Origin of the sequence: Corynebacterium sp. MSK047 (genome assembly GCF_030232285.1) — a bacterium.
Taxonomy (GTDB): Bacteria; Actinomycetota; Actinomycetes; order Mycobacteriales; family Mycobacteriaceae; genus Corynebacterium; species Corynebacterium jeikeium_D.
Map to the genome: position 1 here is coordinate 1 of NZ_JASPJI010000034.1, position 12,972 is coordinate 12,972.

Below are 12,972 nucleotides of genomic sequence, written 5' to 3' on the forward strand. Positions count from 1 at the left end.
ACACCCAGAGCATTAGCAGCGGCTCTATAGCCCATGCCCTGCTCAAATAGTTCAACCAATTGCTCGCGCTGATATTCGCTCAGCGAACTTTGTGCTCTCAATGACAACTGCTCCCCACTAGTCGGTAACTGATTTCTCAGTCCAACTAATGGGGAGCAGTTCATAGCTCTGTGTGCGTCTCTTTCTATTCGGCGCCCTGACACCGCTTGCCAGTACTGCTTGCCGATGGCGCCTGCGATTAGGACATATACCTCTGCCTGCGGTACCCTGGCAGGGTTGCTTGACGCAACGATCCTCCTGCTGCATAGCGGTTGGCATGAAAGACAGTGCCAGCGCACCACGCTGTGTAGCCGAAATACAAGAACTAGACCATAGGAGGTGATGAGGTCCGTGCGTCACTACGAAGTAATGATTATTATCGATCCGTCTCAGGATGAGCGCACCGTAGGCCCGTCCCTGGAGAAGTACCTCGACGTTGTCCGCAAGGAGAACGGCAAGGTGGAGAAGGTGGACATCTGGGGTAAGCGCCACCTCGCCTACCCGATCGAGAAGAAGGAAGACGGCATCTACGTTGTCGTCGACCTCACCTGCGAGTCCGCAACCGTGCTGGAACTCGACCGTCGTCTGAATCTGAACGACAGCATCCTGCGCACCAAGGTGCTGCGGGTTGATCGTTAATCTGCGTCATATTTGCGTAGCCAGAGTGCTCGAATGGGGCACACCGGTAATGCGAAAGCCGTAGGATAGCGGGCGAAAGCCCCATCATCAGCTCGACAGAATACAACCGAGGAGAAGAAGCATGGCTCAGGGAGACGTACAAATCACAGTGGTTGGCAACTTGGTTGCTGATCCGGAGCTTAAGTACACCCAGAACGGCACCGCCGTGGCGAATTTCCGCGTCGCGTCGACTCCGCGGGTGTACCGGGATGGCCAGTGGGTTGACGGCGAGGGCATGTTCCTCACTTGCAGCCTGTGGCGTGAGGCAGCGGAGAACGCTGTCGAAAGTCTCTCCAAGGGCATGCGCGTCATCGTCCAGGGTCGTCTGCGCCAGCGCAGCTACGAGACCCGCGAGGGCGAGCGTCGTACCGTCTTTGAGGTTGAGGTCGATGAGGTGGGTCCGTCCCTGAAGTTCGCTCGAGCTCAGGTCACGCGCACTCCACGCAACGGCGGTGGAAACTTTGGCGGCGGCAACCGCGGCCAGGGTGGAAATGCCGGCGGTGGTTTCGGCGGTGGCTTTGGTGGAAACCAGGGCAACCAGGGTGGACAGAGCGATCGCGGTTTTGGTGGCGGAGCCCCTGCGGAAGATCCGTGGAACTCAGCTCCTCCGGCCGGTGGCGGCTTCGGCGGCGATGAGCCTCCGTTCTAAGCTCCTTGCAGCCACGGCACTACGTGACTAGTTTGCAGCAGATTTAGCATCCACAATTCTCATAATCTTTTAAAGACATATCCAGCGAAAGGCAGGGATCATGAAGCTGATCCTCACCGCCGACGTTGACAAGCTCGGTGTCGCAGGCGACATCGTTGAGGTCAAGGCCGGCTACGGACGTAACTACCTGCTTCCTCGCGGACTGGCAATTGTTGCCACCCGCGGCGCAGAAAAGCAGATCGAGGGCATTCGTCGTGCCCAGGAGGCTCGCGCTATCCGCGACCTCGACCATGCACGTGAAGTCAAGCAGAAGATTGATTCGCTCGACAACGTCTCCGTTGCTGTGAAGGCTTCGGAAAATGGCAAGCTGTTCGGTTCTGTCACCAAGGGTGACATCGCCGATGCAGTTCGTAAGGCTTCCGGTCAGGCTATCGACAAGCGCGCAGTCGTGCTTGCTCCGAGCCAGATCAAGTCCCTTGGTAAGCACACCGTTGACATCGCGCTGCACCCGCAGATTACCGCGCATGTTTCCGTACAGGTCGTCGCCGCGTAAGTTCGCGGTTTAGAGTTTTTACTTTGACGGCGGCTGACGAGCACCGCGTTTAAAGACTGCGCGGGCTCTGAGGCCCAATGACAACAGCACACGTGAAGCTCTGATCTTTCGTAGTGAAAGGTCGGGGCTTTTCGTGGTTTAAGGCTGGTTTAAAGCCTTTTACGCAGGTGTTGGAAAGAGCGTCTACGACTTGTCCACAGGCTAACGATGATTGCTGTGGATAAACCTGTGGGTAACTTGCCTGGCTGCCGTGGATAACTTTTCTGGAGAGCGCGAGATTTTTATTAATTTATCGTTAATAATCTCCGCATGAGCAGCATCGATGCTAACGAGGTAACAGAGGATTACATTTGTGCAGAATTAAGGCAAATACGCACTGACCTGCGTAGATAGAATATTTCCGGGTTGAAACTCCGCTACCCCCGTTAACATTCAAGCGGCGGTTTAGGGTTACGGACCGTTCACCTGGACTTTTCTTGATTGTGCACATGTTCTCCCCAGGCTTGTCCACAGGTGCTGTGGATAACTTCGGGGATAAACACCGTAGAAGATTGTTTTCCGGGGCCTTCAAGGGTACTTTTACAGGTCCGTCAATCCGCTCGAACAGGTATAACTGCGGTAGGTAGTCAGGTGTCCAGTGCTGGCGGTCGGAACAGACATATTGAGTGTGACGGTCAGTCAGCAACAGGGTTGAAAAGGCACCTAAGTGGTCCAGAAGGGGAGGAGCTGCTCACGATGAGTCAGCCTGTAGGTGATGGTGGTCATTCCGGAGCAGGGGACGAGGCGTCCTCCTACTCGGTAAATTCCCACGATGATTCCTTCGATGACGTTCCGCTGCCCCCGGAACCGCCGGTAGAGGATGCGCCACCGGAGGAGTATTCCTTCTCTCAGAGCTCGGGCAACGGATCGTCGGCAAGCGGATCTGGGGCGCGGGGCTGGGAGCGAGACCGTGGTCGTGGCGCTCGTGCGAGTGCGGTCGCGGGCGCGACTTTTGAGCGCACGCCGCCGCACAATATCGAGGCGGAGCAGAGTGTGCTCGGCGCGATGCTGCTGAACTCAGAGGTCGTTGCGGATGTGTACGAGCAGCTGACGCCGGAGGATTTCTACCGGCCAGCGCACCAGACGATTTACTCGGCGATTTTGCACCTCTACGGTGAGTCCTCGGAAATTGACCCTATTTTGCTGGCAGGTCGTCTGGATCGAACTGGAGACCTGGAGCGTATCGGTGGTCCGCTGTACCTGCACACCTTGGCCTCCCTGGTTCCAACGGCGGCGAATGCGCAGTTCTATGCCCGCATTGTTGCGGAGAAGGCGACAATCCGTCGCCTGGTCGAGGCCGGCACGAAGATCGCCCAGATCGGCTATGCGGGCGCGGAGGACACGGAGCCGGAGCAGCTGGTGGATGAGGCGCAGCAGCTCATCTTCAGCGTTGGACGTGAGAACACGAAGAATGACTACGTTCCCATCGCCGATGTCCTGGATGACACGCTGGAGGAACTGGATCTTATTACCCAAAACGGCGGTCTGGCGCAGGGTGTGCCGACGGGGATTACCAACCTGGACAAGCTGACGAACGGCCTTCACCCAGGTCAGATGGTGATTATTGCGGCTCGTCCGGGTGTGGGTAAGTCCACGCTGGCGATGGACTTCATGCGTTCGGCATCGATTCGCAACGGCATGACCAGCGCAATTTTCTCGTTGGAAATGTCGCGCAACGAAATCATGATGCGCATCATGTCCGCAGAGGCGAAAATCAACATGGCATCTTTGCGCTCCGGTGACCTGGATGAGCGGGACTGGACAAAGCTGGTCGAGGTCGGCGACAAGATTCGGGATGCTCCGCTGTTTATTGATGACTCGCCGAACCTGACCATGATGGAAATTCGCGCGAAGGCACGTCAGCTGAAGCAGAAGCACGATCTGAAGATGATTGTGGTCGACTACCTGCAGCTGATGAGCTCGGGTAAAAAAGTCGAGTCCAGGCAGCAAGAGGTCTCGGAGTTCTCCCGTCAGCTCAAGTTGTTGGCGAAGGAACTCGAGGTACCGCTGATTGCAATTTCGCAGCTGAACCGTGGTCCGGAAGCTCGCACAGATAAGAAGCCACAGGTCTCGGACCTGCGTGAGTCGGGTTCGCTGGAGCAGGATGCCGATATCGTCATGCTAATTTACCGGCCGGACTCGCAGGAGGCTGACCATGAACGTGCTGGTGAGGCGGATATTATCGTCGCAAAGCACCGTGGTGGACCGACCGGAAGCATTGCTGTGGCCCACCAGCTGCACTACTCCAGGTTCGCCAACCTAGCGGAGGAGCCCAGCGGTTCTCTCTAGGTGCCTGGCCTAGCCACCCAGAATTAGTGCAATCCGGGGGGCTAGGTAAGGTGAGTGACAGTCAATGGGGCGAGTTTTCGTGCGTTGATGGTTTTGAAGGTTTTGAGGGTTACGCGGAGTCGTCGGGAAGCGGGGAAGCACTATGTCACCAACTGCCGCTCCCGTGGCAGCGGAGGCCAAAGCGAAAAGGCAGAAGAGTGCGCCGAAACAGCGCGTCGGTTGGGTAGATGCGGCTAAGGGGCTGTGCATTCTTTTAGTTGTGCTTGGCCATGCCATCACAGAGCTGCAAGCGCACGGTTACTACACGGCGCAGTGGGCGGGGATTAACTTCTTCCTCGGACCAATCCGTATGCCGCTGTTTTTCCTGCTATCTGGTCTCTTTGCCGGCAAGGCACTCAAGGAGTCGTGGCATAAGTTAGCCAATCGCCGAATCTGGGTGATGGTCTATCTCTACGTGATTTGGGTTCCACTGCGTGACTTCGTGCTTTTCCTCATGCCGTATACGCACGTGGATGCCGATGGCATAGTGTCTCCGGCGCCGATTACAGACCATAGCGCGTGGGGGCCGCGAATTTACAACACGCTTCACGCGATCATCGAACCAACTTCCTACCTATGGTTCCTGTGGGCGCTGGCGCTGTTCGCAATTCTCACACGAGCATTCCGCTGGGTACATCCGGTGATTCAGCTCATCGTTACAGGCCTCATTAGTGCATGGGCGCCTTTTGCCTCGTCCAGCTGGTCGTGGGACTTTGTCAGCAAAATGCTGTTCTTCTACGTGCTGGGCATGTACGGCGCGCCCTGGATCTTCCGGATGGCACAGCGTCGCAGTGGTCTCGCACTACTAGTGACGCTGACGGCGTTTCTGTCGGTGGCGATCTGGGTGCAGGCGACCTACTCGAGCTTTAACGAAGGCAACGTCGGCTTCACCCGCGTGTACCTGTCCACCACTGGCGCACTGGCTGCAATCAATATTATGGCGATGCTGCAGAACACTCGCCTAGTTGTGCCTTTTGAAAAGGTTGGCGGCCGAACGCTGCCTATCTTCCTCATGCACATTCCAATGTTGGTTGTGGTCATGATTATTTGTGACCTCATTCTGCCGAAGGACCCACATTTGGTCATCATGACGCCGCTGGTGACTATCATTGCGGCGATGCTGTGTCTTGGTCTGCACAGGTTGCTGCTTGCCATCGGTGCCGGGTGGCTCTTTGTCCGTCCTGTGTGGGTAGTGCGCATGACTACGCCGGGGCAGCGTGCCCTTCAGCGCAGTCAGAATCCTTCTTCCCTGCCTGAAGGCGAGGCTCCGCGGCAGCCTAAGAGCGAACCTGCTTCCTAATTCAGCTCAACAAGGCGGTAGCGTGGAACCGGGAGCCGATCAGGCGGCAGAAGTGACACAGAGAATAGCCATGAAGAAATGAGAAAGCCATGCGTCTAGCAACGTTGCGATACCAGGGTGCAACCCGCGCCGCTGTTCTCGGCGACGGCGTAGCGGTCCTTTTTGATGACCACTGTCTCGGAGATGTGTTAGCGCGGCCAACGTGGCGTCGTGAAGCGGAAGAACTCTTGGCGGAGGCGGGGAACAACCCTGACAACGTCATGGCGGAGAGCGCGTGGGCGTTCGCACCGCTGATTACGCGGCCGGGCAAAATCGTCTGCGTCGGCTTGAACTATGCCGCGCACATCGACGAGATGGGGCACCAGCGCCCCGAGGTGCCAACGTTATTCGCGAAGTTTGCCGATGCCGTCGCCGGTGCGAAGGATGATATCCGAGTGCCGGAGGCCTGCGCGGAGAAGCTCGATTACGAAGGCGAGCTCGCGGTTATCGTCGGCGAGACCTGCCTGCGGGTGTCGGAGGAGCAGGCACAGGACGCTATCGCTGGGTACGCGATTATGAATGACTTCACTCAGCGCGATTTCCAGTACGCTACCGCGCAGTGGCTACAGGGGAAGACGTTGCAGCGCGCCAGTGCTTTCGGGCCGTGGATGCTCACGGCCGATGCTTTCGATGCGGACTCCGCGCGGGTGCGCACATACGTCGACGGGGAGCTGCGCCAGGATGCACCGATTGCGGACCTTGTTTTCTCCCCGGCGAAGTTGATCGCCTACATCTCACAGTTCGTGCAGCTGAACCCGGGCGATGTCATCTCCACGGGAACGCCGGCGGGTGTTGGCCACGGCATGAGCCCGCAGACCTACCTTCAGGATGGTCAGGAAATGGTCATCACCATCGATGGCCTGGGTAAACAAGCCAACACTGTCCGCATCAACCACTAGCACGCGCCGCTTTACGACGTTCCCGCGAACCCGGCGGGAATGAATCGACCCCCGCGTGCGTTGTGGGAGACTAACGGGTAAAAACCTACGTAAAGAACGTGAAGTTAGAACACGACGTTAAAGAGTAAGAGGAGTTAGACCCATGGCAACTGTTGATATTACGAACGAGACTTTCGCTGAGACTATTCAGAACAACGACATCGTGCTCGTTGATGCCTGGGCATCCTGGTGCGGTCCGTGCCGCCAGTTCGCCCCGATTTATGAGAAGGCTTCCGAGAAGCACTCAGAGGTAGTGTTCGCAAAGCTGGACACCGATGCCAACCAGGAGGTTTCGGCAGCCCTGGGCATTCAGTCGATTCCGACGCTGTTTGTTTTCCGCGAGGGAATCCTGCTGTTCCAGCACTCTGGTGTGCTGCCGGAGGCCGCCCTGAGCGATCTGGTTGGCCAGGCTTCGGAGCTGAACATGGATGATGTCCGTGCGCAAATTGCCGAGCAGGCCGCACAGGATAGCGCTACCGAGTAAACTCTGCGGTTCAGCCCGCATACTGTGCGTTTTCCGACTTGGAGCACTTCCGCGTAAGCCCCCGCGCCTGAACTAGCCCTCAAGCGCGCGGGGGGCTTTTTGTATCTAGTCCGCGCGCTGGCCACGAATGAGCCAGCCAATACCAAAGCCAGCGAGTGCTGCTACTAGCGCCCACAGGGCTGGAGCGACTTTGTTTGAGTCCTCCTCAATCGACAGTGGTGCGCTGGTGCGGGCGTGCTTTGTCTCCTTCTCACCTGTTGGCAGAACCTGCCCGTCTGGGAACACGTGCTTGACAGCTTCGGTGAGTTCGTTGGCGGTCAGGTTTTTGCCCAGAACCGCGATAGCGTAACGGTCATCGTCGCCAAGGAATCCGGCAGTGGTGTGCTGCTCTTCGTACCAACCGGACTTGTTGGCAATCGTTTCCTTCGGTAGCGCTGCACGCAGACCGAAGTTCTGGTCTGCATCGCCGTAGGAGTAGCGCGGCAGTGAGTACATCAGCTGACGCATGTATTTGGTCTCCGTGTCGCTCAGCCCGCCTTCTTCGCTCAGCATCCGGTCAAAGTAGGCAACCATGTCGGCTGGCGTACTGGTGGTGGCTCCCCACATAGGTGAGCCGACAGTCTTATCCGAGAGGCCGTAGCGCTGTCGGACATTGTCAACGATGCGTACACCGCCGTAGGAATCCCACAGCTCGTCAGTTGCTTCGTTGTTGGAGTATCGAATCATGTCGTCGCGCAGCATGGCGTCGGGGTTGCCCTCAACCGGCATATCGCCCTCGCCAGCGACGATCTCGCCCTTCTTCGGCTGCGTGTAGTTGGAATAGGCCACAACGTCGGCGACGAATACCTTCATCAGGCTGGCGAGGCGAAAAACATCATCACAGTGTGAGTTGCAGATGAACTCACCGGTCTGGCGATCCAGAATGCCCATGCCGAGCATGCCGCCCTTAGCATCGAAGTTCTCGGTCACTTCGTCGAGACGAGTTTGCACGCCAAGGCCCCACTGGGTCTTCGCCCCTGGCACAAGTGGGGGAAACTCCTTCGGCTCACTTTTCACAGTGCTTTCCGACGGCTCCGTCGAGGACGTTTCCGATGTCGGTGAAGAGGTTTTCTCGGTCGACTTCTCAGCCGACTGTTCCGCCGACTTCTCTGCGGTTCGCCCTGTGCTCTTCTCGGGAGCCTTTTCAGCTGGCTTTTCGGTGGTCTTCTTGGTTTTTGCGTCGGAGGGCTTAGCCGGCTCCGTTGACGATGGAGCTGCTACGACTACCTGCGAAAATGCACCGGTATCGGTGGAGTCAGCAGTTGCGGTGACTGTCGCGTTAGCCAGCGGCGCAGTTGCTGACAGAGTAATTACCGCGGCGAGACTCGCGGCCAGTCCGCGGTACGCGCGTTGAGGGCAATGAACCATGTTTAGAGAGTTTACAACTCTGGGGGAGTCTTGCTTGTCGGTAACCAGCTCTTTCCGTTTGCCGAGAGAGAGCGAGCTAGCTCACGTACAATTTTTTAAGAGATGGAATCTTCTCGGTTCCGATTAGTTATTCCGCATATGTTGAGGAAGGTTGGATTTGCATGGCTAATCCATTTGCCAAGGGCTGGAAGTACATGATGTCTTCGTTCGATAAGAAGATCGAGGACAATGCGGATCCTAAGGTTCAGATTGCACAGGCAGCTGAGGCCGAGCGTCAGCGCCATCAGGAGATTCAGCGTCAGGCTGCGGCTATCATCGGCAACCGCAATCAGCTGGAAATGCAGCTGGGGCGGTTGACCTCTGAGCGTGACAAGATTACCGAGAACACCCGGCAGGCACTCGCCAATGCGGATCAAGCTCGTGCCAAGGGCGATGAGGCCACTGCACAGAAGATGGAAAGCACTGCTGAGGTGTTTGCCACCCAGCTGGTGAATGTTGAAAAGGAGCTGGAAAATACTACGCAGCTCCACCAGCAGGCCGTATCTGCTGCTGAGGAGGCACAGCGTCAGGCGCAGCAGTCGCAGGCTCGCTACGAGCAGATTAAGCAGGATATCCGCAAGCTGGAGTCGCAGGCCGATCAGGCCAAGATGCAAGAGACCGCGTCGAAGACTCTCCAGAGCATGCAGGGTATTTCCGAGGATCCGAATGTGCCGACTTTGGATTCGGTCCGTGAGAAGATTGAAGGCCGCTACGCCAATGCGTTGGGCGCTCAGGAGCTCGCGGAATCCTCACAGGCAGGTCGCATGGCTGAGATCGAGACTTCGACTCGCGATGCCGCTGCTGACATGCGTCTGGCCGAAATTCGTGCCCAGATGAGTAATGAAAACGCTGCTCTCGAATCCGGTTCTGCCGCGAAGGATAACGCCGGCGAGCTGGAGTCCGCCGAGTCCGCCGAGGCTGTCGAGGACACCACAACGGACGCAGACGAAGCGAAGTAGCGTTCACCAGTTGCCAACAATCGCCAACAAGAAAGTGTCGGGGTTTATGTCAGTTTGAGCGGGAAAAACCACCCTAAACTGACATAAACCCCGACACTTTCTCGCACCAGCAGCGCCAGCAGCGACAGTAGCGCCAGCAGTGCTGAAGCCACCGAAACTGCTGAATCCGTGAGGCGCGCTACTACTCCAATTCGCCGTTCTTCCGCGCGAGCAGCACTCCGCGGATACCGGCGTGGAAACCATCGCGCAGATTGACGCGCTGCGTCTCCGTCAGCGTGTATTCGTGCAGGGTTTCGCACGCAAACTGCAGCAGCGGACGATCAATGTCCGGCGGCAGCCCACCACCTGAGAGCAAGTGGGCACTATCGCGCGCCTGCTCGTTTGCAATATTCTCGTACCACCAGTTCGCGTACTGCTGTCCCACATCGAACGGCGTCTGAAAACCCGCGGATGCCCACACCTCGTTCGGCAGGGGCACGTATCGACTACGCAGCTTCCTCCTTGGCGCCATCATCGAAGGATTCGGCCGCGGACTTGGTTTCGGCGCACTCGTGTTGGCACCGTCTTCGCTTGTCGACGGCTCCGTCGCCGACTCCTCGCCTCCAACTGCAGTCGACGATGCGGAATCGGAGGCAGACGCGCCTGCATGCTCGGCTCCGGTGTTGTTCGCAGTGTCGTTACCAGCCCCACTGCCAGTGTTGACTGTCGCGCCGGGCATGGTCGCTGGAGAAGGCTGCGCTGGCTGCGTTTGCTGTGTTGGCGAGGCAGCCGAAACGCCCGAAGCAGCGGAATCCACCCGTGTAGCTTCCGAACCGCCGGTGCGCTCTACCTCAGCGCGGTGCTCAGCCTGCGCCGGGATTTCCCGGGCACCCATCTTGGCCGCGTGCTCGACCTCGTTGAACTTCGGCGAGTCGGCCTTGGCCGTCGGCGTGGCTGCGGCATTGTCTTCGCTGCGACAGTCGGAGTCGCTGTCAGCCGTGGGGGATGGCACAACGCGCTGGTCCTGCGGAACCTCCGGAGTTCCGGCCTCCGGCGAAGCAGCGTCACCGTCGGCGGCGGAGGGAGTGTTCTCCGTGCCGTCGTCAAGCGAGCCCTCGCCCGGAGGAGTGATGCGCGTATCCGGCACGCAGGTAGCGCCGAGATCTTCGATTGGTTCGGCATCGCCCAGCGGCTTATTCGTGCGGACGACCGGTGGGATTGGGCCTTCGAGGACATTGAGCTGCATGGCGTCGGCGAAGTCCTCGCGGGGATCGAGGATTGTCGTCGAATCGCAGGCATGGCGAAGTGCACCGGACATGGAGTCCCAGCCGAAGCCGTAGAGATGCACGCGCACACCGGCAGCCGAAGCCTCGGCGACGCCGGGCAGCATGTCCGCATCGCCCGAGACCAGCACGATATCGGAAACTTGGTTGCGCAGGCCGGCGACAACCATGTCTGCGACGAGCCGAGTATCGACGGCCTTCTGCGTCCGTCGGTCACCCCATTCAATGAGTTGACCTGCGCGCAGCTGCACACCATCGATCGTGCGCAGTGAGCGCTGGTAACGATGCGGCCCCGACTCCGGGATGCCGTCGTACCAAAGTTGCCGCTGAACTGGCTGGTTCAGCTGCTGGTTAATCATTCGGTCAAGGACGCTAACTACTTCTCTAAGGTCGATTTCTAATTGCCCGCGGGCTCCGGTTTCCCACGAGTTGTAAAAGCTCGCCAATAAATATGACGTATCGACGAACACCAATGTGCGTTCAAGCATGGCTCCTAATTCCTGATTCTTTATTAACTAAATAAGCAAACCGGTTACATCGACAAGGATGCCCGAATAATTCATTCTATGCGCTAAACATGTTTAACTTCAGGGACTATTCTTAATAAGCCGCATCACTTTGACCGCTCTTCGCGGGTTGGCAGGAGTGCGAGTCGACGAGAAGGCACCGATCAATTTAGGTATTGACGTGCAAAGAAATCGCCCCGCGAAGAGTACGACCACACAGGAGAAGGGGAGTTACAAACAGGTATGAGACGCTGGTTCGGCCTATTGGTTCTCATTACTGTGTTGGGACAAGCGGTTTTCAACGGCGGTCGCGTGCTGCTTTCTTGGCGAGTCCTCGATTTTGGCGGTTCCGCCGCCACCGTCGGCTGGTTCACTGCCGCATTTTCACTTGTACCTCTTATTATTGCGCTTCCCGCCGGCAAGCTTGTCGACAGTCATCGCGCCACCGAAGTCATGTACTCCGGTCTCGTCGCCACCGTCATCGCGGCAGCAGTAATGGCGCTCTCGCCGAACCTACCTATTCTTCTGCTCGGCTACGTCGCCCTGGGGTTTGCCCACATGACCACGCTCATCGCCGCTCAAGGCATGGTTTCACACCTGCGTGGCGGCGTCGCCGGGCTCGATAGCCTCTTTGCTTATTTCACGCTCGGAATTTCCGTCGGGCAGTTCCTCGGCATCGTCGGTGCAGGTCTGCTCACTCCTAACCACGACGGCAGCGCCATGACCGCCACCACTTCTGCGCTCTGGGCGATGACGGGAATCGGCGCGGTCGCCCTGATCATCGGCTGGCCGGTCGCAACTGCTTATCGACGGCACGAAGCGAATGCAGCCGCCGAAGTGCAAGCTGCTAGCTCAACTGAGCAATCCCCGGCGTCGACTGTTAGCGACCGCAGCCGGATGGACAAGAGGCGGCCGGCGCAGGCCGAAGCCAGCGGCGCATCGGTCCTAAGCATCCTGCGTATCGACGGCATGTCCAGCGCCATGGCTGTATCAATTGCGGTCATCGTAGCCATTGACCTGTTGACGGCATATGTGCCGGTGCTGGGACGCGAACTGGGCTTTAGTGTTGCCGAGGTGACGGCAATCCTTGGTGCGCGTAGTGGCCTCGCGATTATTTCCCGAGCCCTCATGCCGACTGTTTTGCACCGAGCTAATCGCAATCGAGTCCTTATCATTGCAGTTTGTGCCGGTGTCCTGCCGCTTTTGGCAATGCCGTGGCTACAGAGTGCGTGGCTGATGGTTGTCGCGGTTGGTATCTGTGGCTTGGCGTGGGGTTTTGTCATGCCCATGTCAATGACGTGGGTGAGCTCCCTGGTGGATGCCGAGGTGCGCGCTCAGGCGCTATCCATCCGACTGATGGGTAACCGCTTGGCGCAGGTCATCCTGCCGCCGGTTGCTGGTTTGGGTGCTACCGCGATGGGTGCAGGCAGCGTGTTTCTGGGTGCGGGTGCGCTGATGGGGGTCGCGTCTGCCACTGCTTGGCGACGACTCGCAGGTGACAAGGCGGCTCTGACTAAGTAATTGGTCGATTGCTGAGTTGCTGAAAAGTAGCGCCCGAGCCGTAGGAAGGCTCAAATCTGGCGTACAGGGTTAACTAAAGTGATTCGTTTTCCAGGTTCTACCAGCGGATTCGCTTAAATAGGGGCATGTGTGTAATGTATTCGGAGGTCAGCGCGGCCAGGCAGTTTATGTGTTTGGCTGGCTGATGTGGGGGAAATGTTTTCGTGCGGTTAGCCGCTGGGAGTCGTTGGT

At 58.0% G+C, this 12,972-nt stretch carries 11 protein-coding genes; 9 read left to right on the top strand and 2 right to left on the bottom strand.

What is annotated here, in order from left to right; translation table 11 throughout:
* The first annotated feature begins 390 nt into the window (after nucleotides 1-390).
* The 7 genes from rpsF (at nucleotide 391) to trxA (ending at nucleotide 7,047) form a co-directional block, all read left to right on the top strand.
* Nucleotides 391-678 (top strand): 30S ribosomal protein S6, encoded by a 288-nt coding sequence (gene rpsF / locus QP981_RS10685; RefSeq protein ID WP_005511978.1) that lies wholly within the window; start codon nucleotides 391-393, stop codon nucleotides 676-678.
* A 121-nt stretch (nucleotides 679-799) separates the two neighbouring features.
* Nucleotides 800-1,366 (top strand): single-stranded DNA-binding protein, encoded by a 567-nt coding sequence (locus tag QP981_RS10690; protein WP_005511984.1) that lies wholly within the window; start codon nucleotides 800-802, stop codon nucleotides 1,364-1,366.
* Nucleotides 1,367-1,466: 100 nt separating this feature from the next.
* A complete protein-coding gene (gene rplI, locus QP981_RS10695) occupies nucleotides 1,467-1,919 on the top strand; it encodes a 50S ribosomal protein L9 (RefSeq protein WP_005511982.1) in 453 nt (150 codons plus the stop codon).
* 735 nt (nucleotides 1,920-2,654) lie between these two features.
* The gene (dnaB, locus tag QP981_RS10700) at nucleotides 2,655-4,247 is read left to right on the top strand and encodes a replicative DNA helicase (RefSeq protein WP_284857998.1); all 1,593 of its coding nucleotides are present in this window, start codon (nucleotides 2,655-2,657) and stop codon (nucleotides 4,245-4,247) included.
* Nucleotides 4,248-4,389: 142 nt separating this feature from the next.
* Nucleotides 4,390-5,586 carry an acyltransferase family protein gene (locus tag QP981_RS10705; RefSeq protein WP_049170073.1) on the top strand — a complete coding sequence of 399 codons (1,197 nt, stop codon included), beginning with the start codon at nucleotides 4,390-4,392 and terminating at the stop codon, nucleotides 5,584-5,586.
* An 89-nt stretch (nucleotides 5,587-5,675) separates the two neighbouring features.
* On the top strand, nucleotides 5,676-6,524 hold the full coding sequence (locus QP981_RS10710) for a fumarylacetoacetate hydrolase family protein (protein ID WP_016421701.1): 849 nt from the start codon (nucleotides 5,676-5,678) through the stop codon (nucleotides 6,522-6,524).
* A gap of 142 nt (nucleotides 6,525-6,666) precedes the next feature.
* A complete protein-coding gene (trxA, locus tag QP981_RS10715) occupies nucleotides 6,667-7,047 on the top strand; it encodes a thioredoxin (RefSeq protein ID WP_016421700.1) in 381 nt (126 codons plus the stop codon).
* 105 nt (nucleotides 7,048-7,152) lie between these two features.
* Here the strand turns inward: trxA and QP981_RS10720 are convergent, their stop codons facing one another.
* Nucleotides 7,153-8,454, bottom strand: coding sequence for a serine hydrolase (locus QP981_RS10720; protein WP_070643195.1), 1,302 nt, complete (start codon nucleotides 8,452-8,454; stop codon nucleotides 7,153-7,155).
* 161 nt (nucleotides 8,455-8,615) lie between these two features.
* On the opposite strand from QP981_RS10720, the gene QP981_RS10725 reads away from it, so the two are divergent.
* Nucleotides 8,616-9,452, top strand: coding sequence for a PspA/IM30 family protein (locus QP981_RS10725; RefSeq protein WP_070643196.1), 837 nt, complete (start codon nucleotides 8,616-8,618; stop codon nucleotides 9,450-9,452).
* A gap of 181 nt (nucleotides 9,453-9,633) precedes the next feature.
* On the opposite strand, the gene QP981_RS10730 is transcribed toward QP981_RS10725, so the two are convergent.
* Entirely contained in the window at nucleotides 9,634-11,202 is a 1,569-nt protein-coding gene (locus QP981_RS10730) for an NYN domain-containing protein (RefSeq protein WP_284857999.1), read from the bottom strand.
* Between the two features lie 261 nt (nucleotides 11,203-11,463).
* Between QP981_RS10730 and QP981_RS10735 the strand changes: the two genes are divergently transcribed.
* A complete protein-coding gene (locus tag QP981_RS10735; RefSeq protein ID WP_284858000.1) occupies nucleotides 11,464-12,741 on the top strand; it encodes an MFS transporter in 1,278 nt (425 codons plus the stop codon).
* Nucleotides 12,742-12,972 lie beyond the last annotated feature (231 nt).

Coding starts and splice junctions, on each gene's coding strand:
- QP981_RS10690 (WP_005511984.1), top strand. CDS start 800: ATGGCTCAGGGAGACGTACAAATCACAGTGGTTGGCAACTTGGTTGCT.
- rplI (WP_005511982.1), top strand. CDS start 1,467: ATGAAGCTGATCCTCACCGCCGACGTTGACAAGCTCGGTGTCGCAGGC.
- dnaB (WP_284857998.1), top strand. CDS start 2,655: ATGAGTCAGCCTGTAGGTGATGGTGGTCATTCCGGAGCAGGGGACGAG.
- QP981_RS10705 (WP_049170073.1), top strand. CDS start 4,390: ATGTCACCAACTGCCGCTCCCGTGGCAGCGGAGGCCAAAGCGAAAAGG.
- QP981_RS10710 (WP_016421701.1), top strand. CDS start 5,676: ATGCGTCTAGCAACGTTGCGATACCAGGGTGCAACCCGCGCCGCTGTT.
- trxA (WP_016421700.1), top strand. CDS start 6,667: ATGGCAACTGTTGATATTACGAACGAGACTTTCGCTGAGACTATTCAG.
- QP981_RS10720 (WP_070643195.1), bottom strand. CDS start 8,454: ATGGTTCATTGCCCTCAACGCGCGTACCGCGGACTGGCCGCGAGTCTC.
- QP981_RS10725 (WP_070643196.1), top strand. CDS start 8,616: ATGGCTAATCCATTTGCCAAGGGCTGGAAGTACATGATGTCTTCGTTC.
- QP981_RS10730 (WP_284857999.1), bottom strand. CDS start 11,202: ATGCTTGAACGCACATTGGTGTTCGTCGATACGTCATATTTATTGGCG.
- QP981_RS10735 (WP_284858000.1), top strand. CDS start 11,464: ATGAGACGCTGGTTCGGCCTATTGGTTCTCATTACTGTGTTGGGACAA.